The sequence below is a fragment of the Pseudomonas sp. ACM7 genome, assembly GCF_004136015.1.
GTDB lineage: Bacteria > Pseudomonadota > Gammaproteobacteria > Pseudomonadales > Pseudomonadaceae > Aquipseudomonas > Aquipseudomonas frigoris.
In genome coordinates this window covers 6,089,772-6,107,344 of the sequence record NZ_CP024866.1, presented here as the reverse complement: position 1 = coordinate 6,107,344, position 17,573 = coordinate 6,089,772, and the positions used below count along the sequence as shown (strand labels likewise).

The 17,573-nt window shown below is 59.4% G+C and carries 17 protein-coding genes; 12 read left to right on the top strand and 5 right to left on the bottom strand.

From position 1 onward, the window contains the following. Nucleotides 1-12: 12 nt before the first annotated feature. A complete protein-coding gene (locus CUN63_RS28980) occupies nt 13-627 on the top strand; it encodes a GNAT family N-acetyltransferase (protein WP_129444576.1) in 615 nt (204 codons plus the stop codon). Here the strand turns inward: CUN63_RS28980 and CUN63_RS28975 are convergent. Next, the gene (locus tag CUN63_RS28975; protein ID WP_129444574.1) at nt 593-1,486 is read right to left on the bottom strand and encodes a LysR substrate-binding domain-containing protein; all 894 of its coding nucleotides are present in this window, start codon (nt 1,484-1,486) and stop codon (nt 593-595) included. The two genes, CUN63_RS28980 and CUN63_RS28975, sit on opposite strands and share 35 nt — an antisense overlap. An 89-nt stretch (nt 1,487-1,575) precedes the next feature. Continuing rightward, nucleotides 1,576-1,836: a hypothetical protein gene (locus CUN63_RS28970; RefSeq protein WP_046048837.1), complete on the bottom strand. Its 261-nt coding sequence runs from the start codon at nt 1,834-1,836 to the stop codon at nt 1,576-1,578. Between the two features lie 175 nt (nt 1,837-2,011). Here CUN63_RS28970 and CUN63_RS28965 point away from each other — a divergent pair, with 175 nt between their 5' ends. Further along, on the top strand, nt 2,012-2,572 hold the full coding sequence (locus CUN63_RS28965) for an NADPH-dependent FMN reductase (protein WP_129444572.1): 561 nt from the start codon (nt 2,012-2,014) through the stop codon (nt 2,570-2,572). A 7-nt stretch (nt 2,573-2,579) separates the two neighbouring features. On the opposite strand, the gene CUN63_RS28960 is transcribed toward CUN63_RS28965, so the two are convergent. Next, nucleotides 2,580-2,942, bottom strand: a complete 363-nt coding sequence (locus tag CUN63_RS28960; RefSeq protein WP_129444571.1) for a TetR/AcrR family transcriptional regulator — start codon at nt 2,940-2,942, stop codon at nt 2,580-2,582. Between the two features lie 55 nt (nt 2,943-2,997). On the opposite strand from CUN63_RS28960, the gene CUN63_RS28955 reads away from it, so the two are divergent. Both CUN63_RS28955 and CUN63_RS28950 read left to right on the top strand, forming a co-directional pair. Next, nucleotides 2,998-4,101 carry a DUF2855 family protein gene (locus CUN63_RS28955; protein ID WP_129444569.1) on the top strand — a complete coding sequence of 368 codons (1,104 nt, stop codon included), beginning with the start codon at nt 2,998-3,000 and terminating at the stop codon, nt 4,099-4,101. 261 nt (nt 4,102-4,362) lie between these two features. Next, a complete protein-coding gene (locus CUN63_RS28950) occupies nt 4,363-5,646 on the top strand; it encodes an arsenic transporter (protein WP_129444566.1) in 1,284 nt (427 codons plus the stop codon). Nucleotides 5,647-5,773: 127 nt separating this feature from the next. Here the strand turns inward: CUN63_RS28950 and CUN63_RS28945 are convergent, their stop codons facing one another. Next, nucleotides 5,774-6,724, bottom strand: coding sequence for a DUF1853 family protein (locus CUN63_RS28945; RefSeq protein ID WP_129444564.1), 951 nt, complete (start codon nt 6,722-6,724; stop codon nt 5,774-5,776). 107 nt (nt 6,725-6,831) lie between these two features. On the opposite strand from CUN63_RS28945, the gene CUN63_RS28940 reads away from it, so the two are divergent. From CUN63_RS28940 to CUN63_RS28900, 8 genes are all read left to right on the top strand, one after another. After that, nucleotides 6,832-7,722: an NAD(+) kinase gene (locus CUN63_RS28940; protein WP_007906781.1), complete on the top strand. Its 891-nt coding sequence runs from the start codon at nt 6,832-6,834 to the stop codon at nt 7,720-7,722. Next, nucleotides 7,719-8,693 carry a metallophosphoesterase gene (locus tag CUN63_RS28935; RefSeq protein WP_371927130.1) on the top strand — a complete coding sequence of 325 codons (975 nt, stop codon included), beginning with the start codon at nt 7,719-7,721 and terminating at the stop codon, nt 8,691-8,693. The genes CUN63_RS28940 and CUN63_RS28935 overlap by 4 nt, the downstream gene beginning before the upstream one ends. After that, a complete protein-coding gene (locus tag CUN63_RS28930; RefSeq protein WP_129444560.1) occupies nt 8,690-9,559 on the top strand; it encodes a rhomboid family intramembrane serine protease in 870 nt (289 codons plus the stop codon). Before CUN63_RS28935 ends, CUN63_RS28930 begins: the two co-directional genes overlap by 4 nt. A 33-nt stretch (nt 9,560-9,592) precedes the next feature. Beyond that, nucleotides 9,593-9,853, top strand: a complete 261-nt coding sequence (locus tag CUN63_RS28925; RefSeq protein ID WP_129444558.1) for a YeaC family protein — start codon at nt 9,593-9,595, stop codon at nt 9,851-9,853. After that, complete coding sequence (locus CUN63_RS28920) at nt 9,850-10,680, top strand: DUF2797 domain-containing protein (protein ID WP_129444556.1); 831 nt, start codon at nt 9,850-9,852, stop codon at nt 10,678-10,680. The genes CUN63_RS28925 and CUN63_RS28920 overlap by 4 nt, the downstream gene beginning before the upstream one ends. 10 nt (nt 10,681-10,690) lie before the next feature. Continuing rightward, nucleotides 10,691-13,348, top strand: coding sequence for an aminopeptidase N (pepN, locus tag CUN63_RS28915; RefSeq protein WP_129444554.1), 2,658 nt, complete (start codon nt 10,691-10,693; stop codon nt 13,346-13,348). Nucleotides 13,349-13,747: 399 nt separating this feature from the next. Next, complete coding sequence (locus CUN63_RS28905; protein WP_129444550.1) at nt 13,748-14,815, top strand: YCF48-related protein; 1,068 nt, start codon at nt 13,748-13,750, stop codon at nt 14,813-14,815. A gap of 28 nt (nt 14,816-14,843) precedes the next feature. Next, nucleotides 14,844-17,228, top strand: coding sequence for an RND family transporter (locus CUN63_RS28900; protein ID WP_129444548.1), 2,385 nt, complete (start codon nt 14,844-14,846; stop codon nt 17,226-17,228). A gap of 157 nt (nt 17,229-17,385) precedes the next feature. On the opposite strand, the gene CUN63_RS31955 is transcribed toward CUN63_RS28900, so the two are convergent. Continuing rightward, a partial coding sequence (locus CUN63_RS31955; RefSeq protein ID WP_218570137.1) for a hypothetical protein occupies nt 17,386-17,573 on the bottom strand: 188 nt, incomplete at its 5' end.

Sequence of the window (17,573 nt, the reverse complement as noted above, 5' to 3'; positions counted from 1 at the left end):
ACCTTTCCCAGTATGCAACCGATCATGAATCCGAAATACCCAGGGCTGTCGGTGCGCGTTGCCGACGATGGTTTTGCAGCCTACATCTGGGGCAGTGATTTCAGTTTTGAAGTCGCGGCCTACGGCGCAGCCGAAATCGGCAAACCGGTGGAGCAGTGGCCGGTGACGCCGATCACGCCCTATCGCAAGTGCTACGGCATTGACCCCGAAGAGTTCAGCAGTTTCCGCGATGCCGCTGACAGCGCGATTTTCATGGCTTATCTCGATGATGAGCCCGTGGGTCACCTGGTGGTCAGTACCAACTGGAACGGCTTTGCCCATATCGACGAGTTGGCGGTGCATGCGCCAGCGCGTCGTCATGGCGTGGCCAAGGCGTTGCTGGATGTGGCGCAGTTCTGGAGCCGCAAAAAGAAACTGCCGGGCATCATGCTCGAAACCCAGAACAACAACCTGGGAGCCTGCCTGCTCTATGAGCGCCGCGGTTACGTCTTGGGCGGAATCGATCATCTGCGTTATCGCGGAATCGATCCGAACACCGCCGAAGTGGCGCTGTTCTGGTATCGATTGTTCGATAATCCGCTGGAAGCGCCGCTTAGTTCGCCAACATCGCCACGGCTTGTTCCGTGATGATGCCCAGCAATGCCTGAACCGCTGGCGATGGCTCGCCGTTGTTGAGGGTCAAGGCATACAGGCTGATCGGCACGGCCGGCGCCAGCGGGCAAGCATCCAGCCCGGCCGATTTGGCCCCGAGGGCGGTGAAAGGGTCGACGATGGCCAGGCCTTCACCGGCCTCGACCATGCTGCGCATCATCTGGTGAGTCTGTACCCGGGTCTGAATGACCGGGGCAGGGCGCAGAGCATGCAGCTTGTTTTCCAGCGCCGGGCTCAGCAGATCATGACCTTCCAGGCCAACCATCGATTGGCCGGCCAGGTCCTGCAGCGCGATGTACTTTTGTTTGGGTTGCAACCAGCCGTGGGGCGCGAGCAACTGAAGTTTCCCCTGGGCGATCACTTGGCAATGAATGTCGGCGTGATCGGGGTCATGCAGGCTCAGGCCCAGATCGCTTTCGCGCAGCAGCAGGTTTCTGACGATTTCGCGAGTCGGTTGGCTCAGAAGGGTGCAAGGCGCGTCAGGAAGGCGTCGGCGCAGGGCGGCAATGCTCTGTGGCAATAGCTGCTGTGCCAGGGGCGGCGTGCAGACGATTCGCAAGGGCGGAGCCTGATATTGCTTGAGGCTGTTGGCCAGCCGCTGGACCGGCTCGAGCGCTTCATAGACGTGGGCGATCTGGACCTGCAACTCCCGCGCCTCGCGCGTAGCCTGCAAGCGTCCACGCACGCTGGAAAACAGCATGAAACCCAACTGATCCTCGGCGTCGCGCAGAATCCCTTCGACTTCGGCCACAGGCAACTGCAGCCATTCGGCGGCGGTGCCCAGGTGACCGGTCTGCAGGAGCGCCTGGATCACTTCGATATGACGTAAACGCATGCGTGAAGTCCATGTTCAGCAGGTGAGGGAGTCAGTGGCTGAATCCTAACTCAAGTGCGCGCATATGACTTCTGCTCATAACACGGGGGTTATGACGCGACGTTGGTTTCCGGCCGGCTGCCGACATAGGTGTCGGGCTCGCGCACGATAGTGACGTCCGATTGCACCAGCAAAAACTGGTTGTCATCGAGCTTTTTAACGCGATCGCCAATGGCCAGCTTATAAGTGGTGACAGGCACCGAGCCAGTGAGGCCGTCTGCCGACGGGGTGGATTCCTGGAACTCATGCACGGAATAAACGCGGCCTTCCGCGTCTCTTGCATGGAACTGACCGACGAGTACTGCTGCCATCTGCTTAGAACCTCTGGGGATAAATCACTCAATTTGCGGCTCTGTAGACCGTGGTTGGGCGAGGTAAGTTTTCCTACAGGAAAAAAATAGTCAGGGGCGGCGTTTTTCAGTCGCCCACTGGTTGAATCGTCATCTATAACTACAAGCTCTTTCCATCGACAGTCGAGAATCTTCCATGAGCAACGTCTATAAGATCGCAGTACTGGTCGGCAGCTTGAGAAAGGAATCGATCAATCGCAAGGTGGCGCTGGCCCTGGCCGAGCTAGCGCCTGCCAATCTCAAACTGGTTATCGTCGAAATCGGCGATCTGCCGCTCTACAACGAGGACATCGATGGCGCTTCACCGCCGGCAGCCTACAGCACTTTCCGGCAACAAGTGAGCTCATCCGACGCGGTGCTGTTCGTGACCCCCGAATACAACCGTTCGGTGCCTGCGCCGATGAAGAACGCGATCGATGTGGGTTCGCGTCCCTATGGCAAGAGTGCCTGGAGCGGCAAGGCCGGAGCGGTGATCAGTGCTTCGCCGGGCGCTATCGGTGGTTTTGGCGCCAACCATCACCTGCGCCAGTCCATGGTGTTTCTGGATGTGCCGTGCATGCAGCAACCGGAAGCCTATCTGAGCGGCGCCGGTTCAGCGTTCGACGAGGCAGGTAACCTGTCCGAGTCGCTAAAACCGTTTTTGCAAAAATTCATCAATGCCTATGGGCAATGGGTCGAGCAGCATAAAAAGCAATGACGCTCATTTAGCCACGGAGCCGGCCACAGATCATCGATTCGATCTCCAGCAGCCATGCGGCGGTTTGCGCCGCCGCAGGTTGTGCGCTGACGCAATAACGGCGCCCGCCCCAAGCCGTGATTAGCCAGGCATCAATGGCTTCCTTGCTCGGGAAGTAATCGTACAACGTGCCAATGGCGACGCCTGCTTCCAGGGCCACCGCACGCGTGGTCAACCCCGACCAGCCGTCGCGCTGCCAAATCCGAACAAATGCTTCGTAAATCGCCTCTACGGTGAAAATCGCCCGAGCCTGGCTCGGCCGTTTCAGCGGCTTTGCGCGGGGATTGAGGGTGGGCGCGATGCCCTTGGTGTTTCCGAACCCGCTCTTCATTGGCTGCCACTACTCTGGTGCTACCCGCCATTCACTCGCAGCAGGAGTCTGAAAGATGCAAAGTCCGAGCACGGTAACACGGCTGATCACCCGCAAAAACGCCCTTGACCAAAGCCGAATCGAGCAGGAGCAACGTAGCCTGATTCCGGCTGCCGGCGAGGTGATTTTCAAGATCGACCGGTGCGCGTTGACCACCAACAACATTACCTACGCGGCCTATGGCAATTCGATGAACTACTGGGAATTCTTTCCTACAGGGTTGGCGGAATGGGGACACGTCCCGGCGTGGGGTTTTGCCGATGTCGTGGCGTCTGATGTGGCCGGTATCAAAGTCGGGGAGCGTTTCTACGGGTATTTTCCGATTGCCAGCCATCTGTGGATGCGCCCGGAACGGGTCACCGAGCGTGGTTTCTATGACGCCGCCGAGCATCGGCAGGCACTGACGTCGGCTTACAATCAATACACCCGTTGCAGTTGGGATTCGTACTACAGCCCAGAAACCGAAAACCTGCAGATATTGCTCAAACCGCTGTTCCTGACCTCGTCGATGCTGGCGGATTTCCTGCAGGACAAGCAGTTCTTCGGCGCAACCCGGCTGGTGTTCTCCAGCGCGTCGAGTAAAACCGCCTATGGCACGGCGGTCTGCCTGGAAAATCACCCTGACCTGGAGCGGGTGGCGCTGACCTCGACCGGCAACAAGGCGTTTGTCGAGAAGCTCGGTTGTTATGAGCGAACGGTGGCCTACGCAGAACTGGCGAGCCTGGCCAATGACCGCCCTACGTTGTATGTGGATTTTTCCGGCGGCCTGAATTTACGTGATCAGGTCCACCAGCATTTTGCCGGGCAGTTGGTTTACAGCTGTTTCGCCGGTTCTGCGCAAAGCACCGATGAGGCTCGATTGACGGCCATCGAGGGGCCGCAACCGGTGTTCTTTTTTGCGCCGATCCAGATCCGCAAGCGCAATACCGAGTGGGGGGCGGAAGGAGTCAGTCAGCATATTGGTGAGGGTTTGCAGCGTTTCTACCGGCAATTGACGGCGGCTGATAAACCATTGCTGGAAGTGGTCGAGAGCAAAGGCTATGAAGCCGCGCAGAGCGTGATTTCCAGGCTGTTCCACGGCCAAATCGCACCGATCGAGGGCCATGTGATCCGGCTATAGCACACCGATCTGTCGTAGCAGCTGCCGAGCCCGCGAGGCTGCGTTCGGCGACGAAGTCGTCGTAAACCCTGCGAACGCGGTATTCCTGGGACACCGCAGTGCCTGATTTCACGACGACTGCGTCGCCGAACGCAGCCTCGCAGGCTCGGCAGCTGCTACATCGAGCCCGGTGCGTTGAGGGGGAGGCAGCAAGTTTGGGCTTTACTCCGCTCGTGTGTTGCGGCTGAATCGCGGTTTGCTTTTCCGACAAGGCTGCACTGCATGCTGACCGCATCGTTGATTTTCCTGCTGACCATCACCTTGGTGATCTGGCAGCCAAAAGGCCTTGGCGTCGGCTGGAGTGCGGTATTCGGCGCGGTACTTGCGCTGATTTTCGGGGTCGTACACCTGAGCGATATCCCGCTGGTGTGGCAGATTATCTGGAACGCCACCGGGACCTTTGTCGCGCTAATTGTCATCAGTCTGTTGCTGGACGAGGCGGGGTTCTTCGCCTGGGCGGCGCTGCACGTCGCCCGTTGGGGGCGGGGCAGCGGACGCAAGCTGTTTGCTTATATGGTGCTGCTCGGTGCGTTGGTCTCGGCGTTGTTCGCCAACGACGGGGCAGCGCTGATTCTCACACCCATCGTGATTTCCATGCTGCTGGCGTTGCGCTTTTCCCCGGCGGCGACCCTGGCGTTCGTCATGGGCGCCGGTTTCATCGCTGACACGGCGAGTCTGCCGTTGGTGGTGTCGAACCTGGTGAACATCGTTTCCGCGGACTTCTTCCACATCAGTTTCAACCGTTACGCGGCGGTGATGATCCCGGTCAACCTGGTGAGTGTCGCGGCAACCCTGGCGATGCTGATGTGGTTTTTCCGTCGTGACATTCCCAAGGATTACGACCCCGAGCAACTGGCGCATCCGGCTTCTGCGATCCACGACAGCGCCACGTTTTATGCCGGTTGGGCCGTGTTGGTGATTCTGCTGCTCGGCTGCTTCGCGCTGGAACCGCTGGGGATTCCGATCAGTGCCATTTCTGCGGTGTGCGCGGCGTTGCTACTGGCCATTGCCGCCCGAGGTCACAAGATTTCCACGCGCAAAGTCATCAAAGAAGCGCCGTGGCATATCGTGATTTTCTCGCTGGGCATGTACCTGGTGGTCTATGGCCTGCGCAACGCCGGGCTCACGGGGTATCTGGCCGGATGGCTGGATGGTTTTGCCGGTTACGGCGTGTGGGGCGCGGCCATGGGCACGGGCGTGCTGACGGCGCTGCTGTCGTCGATGATGAACAATCTGCCGACGGTGCTGATCGGTTTGCTGTCGATCGATGCCAGCCAGGCGACCGGGGTGGTGAAGGACGCGATGATCTACGCCAACGTCATCGGCAGTGACCTGGGGCCGAAGATTACGCCGATCGGCAGCCTGGCGACGTTGCTGTGGTTGCATGTGCTGGAGCGCAAGAGCATTCGGATCGGCTGGGGGTATTACTTCAAGGTCGGGATTGTGCTGACGGTGCCGGTGTTGTTGGTGACGTTGGCGGCTTTGGCATTGCGGTTATCGGTTTAGACCGCGTCGGCTCCTTCGCGAGCAAGCTCGCTCCCACAGGGATCTTCGCCAAAAGGAGATCAAATGTGGGAGCGAGCTTGGTCCGGGCGGCGTTCCGACGATAGGGCCAGCCCAGACGCTAAAAGACTCAACCACTGCCAGGAACGTTAGGCCAAAGATCCGCCACCAGAAACAGCCGTTCGGCTTCTTCCCAATCGCCCTGGGTGTTTTCTGTGAGTCGCACCAGCAACTGCGCCGGGGCCAGTGGTTCCAGATCGCTGAGCCAGGCATTCAGCTGTTCAGTGCTCCAGGTCTGCTCCACCGGATAGTGCGCCGGCGCCAGCCAGGCGTGGCGGGGCAGGGGTTGCCAGCGACCGAACGGGCGTTGCACGACAAAGTCTGCCCAGTCCTTCTGGTGCAGCCAGCTACCGCGTAAATGCTGGGGATGTGCACCATTCGGTGGCTCGGCCGGTCCCGGCCACGGATACAGCAAATAGCCGCCCAGCCACAAATGTGCACTGAACTGCTGGATATCCAGCGCCGCCAATACTTCGCGGCTCTCCGGGCGCGCCGAAATCGGCAATTGATGCTGCGTCAGATGGGCCAGTTTGCGGTCCAGCCGATCGTGGCAACCGGGGCCGAGCCACTGCGCCGTGTCGTGTCCGTCGCCATTTTGCGGGCCAAGGTAAAGTTTAATCGCCAGTTCCAGATGATGCACGCCGTCACGATCGCGCAGCAGCATGTCCAGCTCGCCCAGCGTGTGGCCTTCGCGGCGGATCGGCATGTTGGCGGCAATCAGGTCGATACCCGGCGCGTGCTGCACGGCGTATTGCCAGAGGCGTTCGTAGTACAAGCCCAGTCGCCGGGTCCGGGCCTGCGCCAACCAGTGCAGCAAGTCATAACTGTCGTGATCGAGTTGCCGCAGCCACCGTTCCAGCTGCTCCGGCGCTTGTACCCAATCACTGCCGGTCAGTGGGTGACGCTGCGGCCACGTCGTGACGCCAAGCATCGGCGGCGCGAGGATGACCCATGCCAGGTCGCGCACTTCGGGGTGGCGCAACTGGTGGGGTAACTGCAGCAAATCGGGAAATAGGATCATCTTGCGAGCATAGCCTCAATCGTGAGTACACCGCTGTGGCTGAAAGGATTTTGTCTATCCCGCGCTTTCGCCCATAATCGTGTTTTTCGCCGCCGCGCAGGAACCTCATGGAGCAATTTCGTAATATCGGCATCATCGGTCGCCTGGGCAGTTCTCAGGTGCTGGATACCGTTCGCCGACTGAAACGGTTTCTGCTCGATCGTCACCTGCACGTGATCCTCGAAGACACCATCGCCGAAGTGCTGCCGGGGCATGGCTTGCAAACTTCGTCGCGCAAGATGCTCGGCGAAGTGTGTGACATGGTGATTGTGGTCGGTGGTGACGGCAGCCTGTTGGGCGCCGCGCGGGCATTGGCCCGACACAATATTCCGGTGCTCGGCATCAACCGTGGCAGCCTGGGCTTCCTGACCGATATTCGCCCCGATGAACTGGAAGTCAAAGTCGCCGAGGTGCTCGACGGCCACTATCTGGTGGAAAATCGCTTCCTGCTGCAAGCCGAAGTTCGTCGTCACGCCGAGGCCATTGGTCAGGGCGACGCGCTGAACGACGTGGTGCTGCACCCCGGCAAGTCGACGCGGATGATCGAGTTCGAACTGTACATCGACGGCCAGTTCGTCTGCAGCCAGAAGGCCGACGGCCTGATCGTCGCTACGCCCACCGGTTCGACCGCCTACGCGCTGTCGGCGGGCGGGCCGATCATGCATCCCAAGCTTGACGCTATTGTGATTGTGCCGATGTACCCCCATACCTTGTCGGGCAGGCCGATCGTGGTCGATGGCAACAGTGAGCTGAAAATCGTCGTGTCCAAAGATATGCAGATCTACCCGCAAGTCTCCTGTGACGGGCAGAACCACTTCACCTGCGCGCCGGGTGACACCATCACCATCAGCAAGAAGGCCCAGAAGCTGCGGCTGATACACCCGCTCGACCACAACTACTATGAAGTCTGCCGGACCAAACTCGGCTGGGGCAGCAAGTTGGGTGGTGGAGGCGACTGATGCTCGATCCCGCGCGAAGCTACGACCTGATCGGTGACGTGCACGGTTGCGCTCTGACCCTTGAGCACTTGCTCGACCGGCTCGGTTACCAAAAACACGCTGGCGTCTGGCGGCATCCGTCGCGCATGGCGGTGTTCGTCGGCGACATCATCGACCGCGGCCCGCGGATTCGCGAAGCGCTGCACATCGTTCACGACATGGTCGAAGCGGGTCAGGCGCTGTGCATCATGGGCAACCATGAATTCAACGCCCTCGGCTGGAGTACGCCGGCGCCTCCGGGCAGCGGCAAGCAGTTCGTGCGTGAACACACCCCGCGCCATGCCCGTTTGCTGAACGAAACCCTGACCCAATTCGAAGACCATCCGGCTGACTGGCATGACTTCCTGCAATGGTTCTATGAGATGCCATTGTTCGTCGATGCCGGGCGTTTCCGGGTGGTGCATGCCTGCTGGGACGCGGGGCTGATCGAACCATTGCGCGCGCTATTCCCCAACGGTTGCGTCGATGAACATTTCCTCCAAGCCTCAGCCGTACCGGGCAGTTTCGCCTGCACCGTGTTCGACCGCCTGCTGCGCGGCACTGACATGCGCTTGCCTCATGGTCTGACAATGACCAGCGGCGATGGCCTGACGCGTTCGTTCTTCCGCACCAAGTTCTGGGAAGACGACCCGCAAACCTACGGAGACATTGTGTTCCAGCCCGACGCCTTGCCCGAACCCGTGGCCCGGACGCCGCTGTCGTCCACTGAAAAAAACACCTTGCTGCGCTATGGCGTCGACGAGCCACTGTTGTTCGTGGGCCATTACTGGCGTAGCGGCAAACCGGTGCCGATCCGGCCGAACCTGGCCTGCCTGGATTACAGCGCAGTGCTCTACGGCAAGCTGGTCGCCTACCGCCTGGACCAGGAAACCCGTCTCGACCCGCACAAATTTGTCTGGGTCGATGTCGAGCGGCCGGAGGTGCTGCGATGAGTGCCGTTGCTGTTTTACGGCTGCCGCTGGCGGTGGACTTGAGCGGGTTCGTCAAACTGTTGCAGCGCATGCAGGTGCCGCATCGGGTCAGCGAAGAGGCGGGTGAGCAAGTGCTATGGGTGCCGGCCAACATCAGCGAAGACGTGCGCTCGTTGTACGAACGCTACCCGGCCGGTGATCCCGATCAACAGCTGGACATTCCTGTGGCGCAAACCATAAAGCGCCCAAGTTTCGTCGAGCAACTGCGCCACGCCAAGGCAACAGCGTTCGTGTTGCTGCTGAGCCTGCTTGTCGGCGCGGTGACGCTGCTGGGCGAAAACCTCGACACGATGCGCTGGCTGACCTTCCTCGATTACCGCATTGTCGGCGAGTACATCCACTTTGTGCCCTTGGCTGACAGCCTGGCGGCGGGGCAATGGTGGCGTCTGGTGACACCGATGCTGATCCACTTCGGCATCCTGCACCTGGCCATGAACGGCATGTGGTACTGGGAACTGGGGCGACGCATCGAGTCGCGCCAGGGCAGCATCAACCTGATTGGCCTGACGTTGCTCTTCAGTCTTGTGTCCAACTACGGCCAATATTATTTCAGTGGCCCGACCCTGTTTGGCGGGTTGTCCGGCGTGCTCTATGGCCTGCTCGGGCATTGCTGGATTTTCCAGATGATTTCGCCGAACCGTGCTTATAGCCTGCCGCGTGGCGTGCTGGTGATGATGCTGGTGTGGCTATTGCTGTGCCTGTCCGGGCTGGTCTCGATGATCGGCTTCGGTGAAATTGCCAATGCGGCCCACGTCGGCGGGTTGCTCGTCGGATGCTTTACCGGCTTGTTGGGTGGTTTGTACAACCGCCGTAAACTGGCCGCCTAAAACTGTTATGTATTAAAGAGCGCGGAGCCCTTGATGTCCTCTTTTAACGAAATGATCAACAACATCACCCCTGATATCTACCAGAGCCTGAAACTGGCGGTGGAAATCGGTAAATGGTCCGACGGTGGCAAACTCACCGCCGAACAACGCGAACTGTCGCTGCAAGCGATGATCGCCTGGGAAATCCAGAACCTGCCCGAAGACCATCGCACCGGTTACATGGGCGTGCAGGAGTGCGGCTCCAAGTCGATCGAAGTGCCGAATATCCTGTTCAAATCGGATGCCGTCCATTGATCGAGATTGGCCGCGGTGCAATCAGCAAAATGTCGGCGCGCCTTGACGGGCCGAACGTGCAGTACGCGTTTCGTCTGGACGACGTCGAGGTGCCGGCCAATCCCTTGATCGGGACCACGGTGCGCCTGGAATACCTGGGGGCGATTCACTGCACCCATTGTGGACGCAAGACCAAAACCAGTTTCAGCCAGGGTTACTGCTACCCGTGCATGACCAAACTGGCCCAATGCGATATCTGCATCATGAGCCCGGAGCGTTGCCACTACGACGCTGGCACCTGCCGTGAGCCAGAGTGGGGCGAGAAGTTCTGCATGACGGATCACATTGTGTATCTGTCCAACTCTTCGGGGGTGAAGGTCGGGATTACCCGCGCCACCCAGCTGCCGACCCGTTGGATCGATCAGGGCGCCCGTCAGGCCTTGCCGATCATGCGCGTCTCGACCCGTCAACAGTCGGGCTTCGTCGAGGACCTGTTCCGCAGTCAGGTGGCGGACAAGACCAACTGGCGTGCTTTACTCAAGGGCGATGCGGTGTCGGTCGACCTGGCGCAGGTTCGTGATCAGCTGTTCGACAGCTGCGCCGAAGGATTGCAAGGTTTACAGGAACGATTCGGCCTACAGGCGATCCAGACTATTGCCGATGTAGAAACGCTCGAAATCCGCTATCCGGTCGAGCAATACCCGGCCAAGATCGTCAGCTTCAACCTGGACAAGAATCCGATCGCCGAAGGCACGCTGTTGGGAATCAAGGGCCAGTACCTGATTTTCGACACCGGCGTAATCAATATTCGTAAATACACGGCCTACCAGCTCGCCGTGCATCAGTAAGGACTCCAGCATGCGCACCGAACAACCGAAGATGATCTACCTGAAGGACTATCAGGCGCCCGAGTACCTGATCGACGAGACGCACCTGACCTTCGAGTTGTTCGAGGACCACAGCCTGGTCCATGCGCAACTGGTGATGCGCCGCAATCCTGAGCGTGGCCCGGGCCTGCCGCCGCTGGTGCTGGACGGTCAGCAACTCGACCTGCTGTCGGTGACGTTGGCCGACCGCGAACTGAGTGAAGCCGACTACCAGTTGACCGAAAATCACCTGACCCTGCACCCGACCAGCACCACTTTCACGGTCGACACCAGCGTCAGGATCCATCCGGAAACCAACACTGCGCTGGAAGGCCTGTACAAATCCGGCACGATGTTCTGCACCCAGTGCGAGGCCGAAGGCTTCCGCAAGATCACCTATTACCTCGACCGTCCGGACGTGATGAGTACGTTCACCACCACGGTCGTCGCCGAGCAGCACAGCTATCCAGTGCTGCTGTCCAACGGCAACCCGATTGCCTCAGGTCCCGGCGAAGACGGCCGGCACTGGGCGACCTGGGAAGATCCGTTCAAGAAACCGGCCTACCTGTTCGCGCTGGTGGCCGGTGATTTGTGGTGCGTCGAAGACACCTTCACCACCATGACCGAGCGCGCTGTGGCGCTGCGCATTTATGTCGAGCCGGAAAACATCGACAAGTGCCAGCACGCCATGAACAGCCTGAAAAAGTCCATGCGCTGGGACGAAGAGGTTTACGGTCGCGAGTACGACCTGGACATCTTCATGATCGTCGCAGTCAACGACTTCAACATGGGCGCCATGGAGAACAAGGGCCTCAACATCTTCAACTCCAGCGCCGTGCTGGCCCGCGCTGAAACCGCGACCGACGCCGCGCACCAGCGGGTCGAGGCGATCGTTGCCCACGAGTACTTCCACAACTGGTCGGGCAACCGCGTGACCTGCCGCGACTGGTTCCAGTTGTCGCTGAAGGAAGGCTTCACCGTGTTCCGCGATTCGGGCTTCTCCGCCGACATGAACTCGGCCACGGTCAAGCGCATCCAGGATGTGGCATACCTACGCACCCACCAGTTCGCCGAAGATGCTGGTCCCATGGCTCACGCCGTGCGCCCGGACAGCTTCATCGAGATTTCCAATTTCTACACCCTGACCGTGTACGAAAAGGGTTCGGAAGTGGTCGGCATGATCCATACCTTGCTCGGAGCCGAAGGCTTCCGTAAAGGCAGCGACCTGTACTTCGAACGCCATGACGGCCAGGCCGTGACCTGCGACGACTTCATTAAAGCAATGGAAGACGCCAACGGTGTCGACCTGACCCAGTTCAAGCGCTGGTACAGCCAGGCCGGCACACCGCGTTTGGCGGTCAGCGAGTCCTATGACGCGGCGGCGAAAACCTACAGCCTGACGTTCCGTCAAAGCTGCCCGGCAACCCCGGACAAGGTTGAGAAGTTGCCGTTCGTGATTCCGGTCGAGTTAGGCCTGCTGGACTCCAAAGGCGCGGCCATTGCGTTGCGTCTTTCCGGTGAAGCTAGCGTTCAGGGCACCTCACGGGTCATTTCGGTGACCGAAGCCGAGCAGACATTCACCTTCATCGACATCGCGGAACAGCCATTGCCTTCGTTGCTGCGTGGCTTCTCGGCGCCGGTGAAACTGAGCTTCCCGTACAACCGCGATCAGCTGATGTTCCTGATGCAACACGACAGCGACGGTTTCAACCGCTGGGATGCGGGTCAGCAATTGTCGGTTCAGGTGCTGCAAGAGCTGATTGCTCAGCAGCAAAAGGGCGAGAAACTGGTGCTGGATCAGCGTCTGATTTCTGCCTTGCGCACCGTGTTGTCTGACGAGACGCTGGATCAGGCGATGGTCGCGGAAATGCTTTCGTTGCCGGGCGAGGCGTATCTGACAGAAATCAGCGAAGTGGCTGACGTTGACGCCATTCACATAGCTCGCGAGTTTGCTCGTAAACAATTGGCAGAGGGTTTGTTCGAGGCGTTGTGGCTGCGTTATCAGGCCAATCGCGATCTCTCGAAGAAAACCCCATATGTAGCCGAGGCCGAGCACTTCGCTCGTCGCGCGTTGCAGAACATTGCGCTGTCGTACCTGATGCTCAGCGGTAAACCGGAAGTATTGGCGGCGACGCTGGAGCAATTCGAGACGAGCGATAACATGACCGAGCGCCTGACGGCGTTGGCGGTGCTGGTGAATTCGTCGTTCGAAGAAGAGAAGGCCACGGCACTGGCGAGTTTTGCCGAGCACTTCAAGGACAATCCGCTGGTCATGGATCAGTGGTTCAGCGTCCAGGCCGGCAGTGTATTGCCCGGTGGTCTGGAGCGGGTCAAGGCGTTGATGCAGCATCCGGCGTTCAATATCAAGAACCCGAACAAGGTGCGGGCACTGGTCGGCGCGTTCGCCGGGCAGAACCTGATCAATTTCCATGCGGCCGATGGCTCGGGTTATCGGTTCCTGGCGGATCTGGTGATTGAGTTGAACGGGTTTAATCCGCAGATCGCTTCTCGGCAGTTGGCGCCGCTGACTCGCTGGCGCAAGTATGACGACGCGCGTCAGGCGTTGATGAAAGGTGAGCTGGAGCGGATTCGCGCTTCGGGTCAGCTGTCGAGCGATGTGTTTGAAGTGGTCAGCAAAAGCCTGGCTTGATATTGACACTGCGGTCTGCCTGGCAGACCGCAGCGCTCCTTTCGCGAGCAAGCCCGCTCCCACATTCGACCGCATTCTTCTGGTAGAACACGGTTAAATGTGGGAGCGGGCTTGCTCGCGAAGACGTCAGAGCAGACACCACGGCTTTCTCCACTTGATTCATCCATCATCCGTCCGAATACCCCCACATTCACCCACGTCCGTTATCCCCCCAGTTAACAAAACATAACGTGGCGTCGATTGTCAGACCTTTCCAAACCTCGATAGGATAAGCCAGCTTCCGAAGGGGCTCTAGATTGCGTATTTCAGGACTATGCTCCAGAAAAGGCATTCGCAAAGAGCACCCTTATGGCGCCCAGAAAGGTTGAACGACCTAACAATAATAATGGGGGAAGGTCTATGAGTGAGCCTGTCATGGGTGTGGGTATCTGCCGCCCGCCGGCACTACGCAAATTCGCGTTGCTGGCTACAGCGCTCTCGCTGTTGGGCTGTGCCGTGCTGTCGGCACCTGCGCTGGCCGCTGCTGCGCCAGCATCCGACATTGTTTATTCCGTTGAATCTGCCAAAGCCAGCAAGAGCCTGATGCTCGATGTCGTGCACGCCGGCAAGCGCCTGGTGGCGGCCGGGGATCGCGGGCACATTTTGTATTCCGATGACCAGGGCGCGACCTGGACCCAAGCCAAGGTGCCGACGCGGCAACTGCTGACGTCGGTGTATTTCGTCGACGACAAACACGGCTGGGCTGTCGGCCATGACGCGCAGATCCTCGCGAGCGAGGACGGCGGCGTCACCTGGACCAAGCAATTCGAAGATCTGAAACGTGAATCGCCGCTGCTCGACGTCTGGTTCCAGGACGTCAACAGCGGCTTTGCCGTGGGTGCTTATGGCGCGTTGCTGGCCACCACCGACGGCGGCAAGAACTGGGAAGATGTCAGCGATCGCCTCGACAACGAAGACCAGTACCACCTCAACGCCATCGCGGCGGTCAAGGATTCCGGTCTGTTCATCGTCGGCGAGCAGGGCAGCATGTTCCGCTCCGCCGACTGGGGCCAAACCTGGGAGAAGCTTGAAGGTCCCTATGAGGGCTCGCTGTTTGGTGTGATCGGCACCGCTCAAGCCAATACGCTGCTGGCCTACGGGTTGCGGGGCAATCTGTTTCGCTCCACCGATTTCGGCACGACCTGGGAACCGGTTGAACTCAAGGCCGCTCGCGGTGCGCTGGAATTCGGTCTGTCCGGCGCGACGCTGCTCGACGACGGTTCCATCGTGATCGTCGGCAACGGTGGCTCGGTGATCCGCAGCAACGACAACGGCGAAACCTTCAGCGTGTTCAACCGTCCGGATCGCATTTCCGTTTCGGCAGTCACCGCAGCGGGCAACGGCAATCTGATTCTGGCAGGACAGGGTGGCGTTCGCGTCACTTCGCCAACCGGCGCAGAGAATGGAAAAAATGGGTCGTCCAAATGAGCCGGGCAAATAATAAGAAGGCGGGTCTATGACATCCTTGAGCACTCATCATCATGACAAGGCGACGTTTCTCGAACGCCTGATTTTCAACAACCGCCCGGCAGTGATCGTCATCTGCCTGCTGGTCAGTATTTTCCTGTTCTGGCAAGCGACGCTGATCCGGCCGTCCACCAGTTTCGAAAAAATGATCCCGCTCGAGCATCCGTTCATTCAAAAGATGATGGAGCATCGCAACGATCTGGCGAACCTGGGCAACACGGTGCGCATCTCGGTGGAAGCCACTGATGGCGACATCTTCTCCAAGGAGTACATGGAGACTCTGCGTCAGATCAATGACGAGGTGTTCTACATTTCCGGTGTTGACCGTTCCGGTCTCAAGTCGCTGTGGAGCCCGAGCGTACGCTGGACCGAAGTGACAGAGGAGGGCTTCGCCGGTGGTGAAGTGATTCCGCAGAGCTACAACGGCTCCCAGCAAAGCCTCGACCTGTTGCGCAACAACGTGCTCAAGTCCGGTCAGGTCGGGCGTCTGGTGGCCAACGACTTCAAGTCGAGCATTGTCGACATCCCGCTGCTGGAGTCCTACCCGGACCCGCAGGACCAAGGCAAGTTGCTGGCGCTGGACTATCGCAAGTTCTCTCACGAACTCGAAGACAAGATCCGCAACAAATTCGAAGCCCAGAACCCTAACGTGCAGATCCACATCGTCGGTTTCGCCAAGAAAGTCGGCGACCTGATCGATGGGCTGGTCATGGTGGTAATGTTCTTCGGCGTCGCCTTCATCATCACGTTGATCCTGCTCTACTGGTTCACCAACTGCATGCGCAGCACCGTGGCGGTGTTGAGCACCACGTTGGTGGCGGTGGTCTGGCAGCTCGGTTTGATGCACTTCTTTGGTTTCGGGCTCGATCCCTACTCGATGCTGGTGCCGTTCCTGATCTTCGCCATTGGTATCTCCCACGGCGTACAGAAAATCAACGGTATTGCCTTGCAGTCCAGCGAGGCGGACAACGCCTTGACTGCGGCGCGGCGCACGTTCCGTCAGTTGTTTCTGCCAGGGATGATTGCGATCCTCGCGGATGCGGTGGGTTTCATCACGCTGCTGATCATCGACATCGGCGTAATTCGTGAACTGGCTATCGGCGCGTCCATCGGCGTGGCGGTGATCGTGTTCACCAACCTGATCCTGCTGCCGGTGGCGATTTCCTACGTTGGCATCAGCAAACGCGCCGTTGAACGCAGCAAGAAAGACGCGCACCGCGAACACCCGTTCTGGCGTCTGCTGTCGAACTTTGCCAGCCCGAAAGTGGCGCCGGTGTCCATTGTGCTCGCCTTGCTGGCCTTTGGCGGCGGCCTCTGGTACAGCCAGAACCTGAAAATCGGTGACCTCGATCAGGGCGCTCCGGAACTGCGTCCGGACTCGCGCTACAACAAGGACAACAACTTCATCATCAGCAATTACTCCACCAGTTCCGACGTGTTGGTGGTGATGGTCAAGACCAAGTCCGAAGGCTGCTCGCGCTACGAAGCCATGGCGCCGATCGACGAGCTGATGTGGAAGATGCAGAACACCGAGGGCGTGCAGTCGGCGATCTCGCTGGTGACCGTATCCAAGCAGATGATCAAGGGCATGAACGAAGGCAACTTGAAATGGGAAACCCTGTCGCGTAACCCGGACGTGCTGAACAACTCGATTGCTCGGGCTGATGGTCTGTACAACAACAGCTGCTCATTGGCGCCGGTGCTGGTGTTCCTCAACGATCACAAGGCCGCAACCCTGGATCGCGCCGTGCATGCAGTGCAGGACTTCGCCAAGGAGAACAACAAGGAAGGCCTGGAATTCATCCTTGCCGCCGGTAACGCCGGGATCGAGGCCGCCACCAACGAGGTGATCAAGGAATCCGAGCTGACCATCCTGATCCTGGTGTACATCTGCGTGGCGACCATGTGCATGATCACCTTCCGCTCCTGGGCAGCGACGTTGTGCATCGTGCTGCCGCTGGTCCTGACCTCGGTACTCGGAAACGCCCTCATGGCCTTCATGGGCATCGGCGTGAAAGTCGCAACCCTGCCGGTTGTGGCGCTCGGGGTGGGGATTGGCGTGGATTACGGCATCTACATCTACAGCCGTCTGGAAAGCTTCCTGCGTGCTGGTCTGCCGTTGCAAGAGGCGTACTACCAGACGCTGAAGTCCACCGGTAAAGCCGTGCTGTTCACCGGCCTGTGCCTGGCGATCGGCGTGTGCACCTGGATCTTCTCGGCCATCAAGTTCCAGGCCGACATGGGCCTGATGCTGACCTTCATGCTGCTCTGGAACATGTTCGGCGCACTGTGGCTGCTGCCAGCGCTGGCACGGTTCCTGATCAAACCGGAGAAATTGGCGGGGCAGAAGGGCAACTCGTTGTTTGCTCACTGATCCCACGCTGAAATAGAAAAGCCGCAACCAAGGTTGCGGCTTTTTTACATGTGCGCCAGGCATGGCGCGTTGCGCGCAAGCGCAACCAGCTTGGCTGTGGTGGCCTCGCTGGTGACTTGGAGGTGAAAGTCCTCTACACACCCGGCAAGGGGAAGTGTTAGCCAGAGGCAAGGGTGTCGCGGGTGACCGCGAATCTGAAGGAAGCCCGAGGCAAAATGCTGGCTTGACGAACAGCAAGCGGATAGAGGCGGCGCAGCGGGGTAAAGGGGCGTGTTTCCCTAAAGCCCAATACTTGCACGGGACGCTGCGACGTAGATCCGACAGGCATAAGCAGGAAGGTCGCGC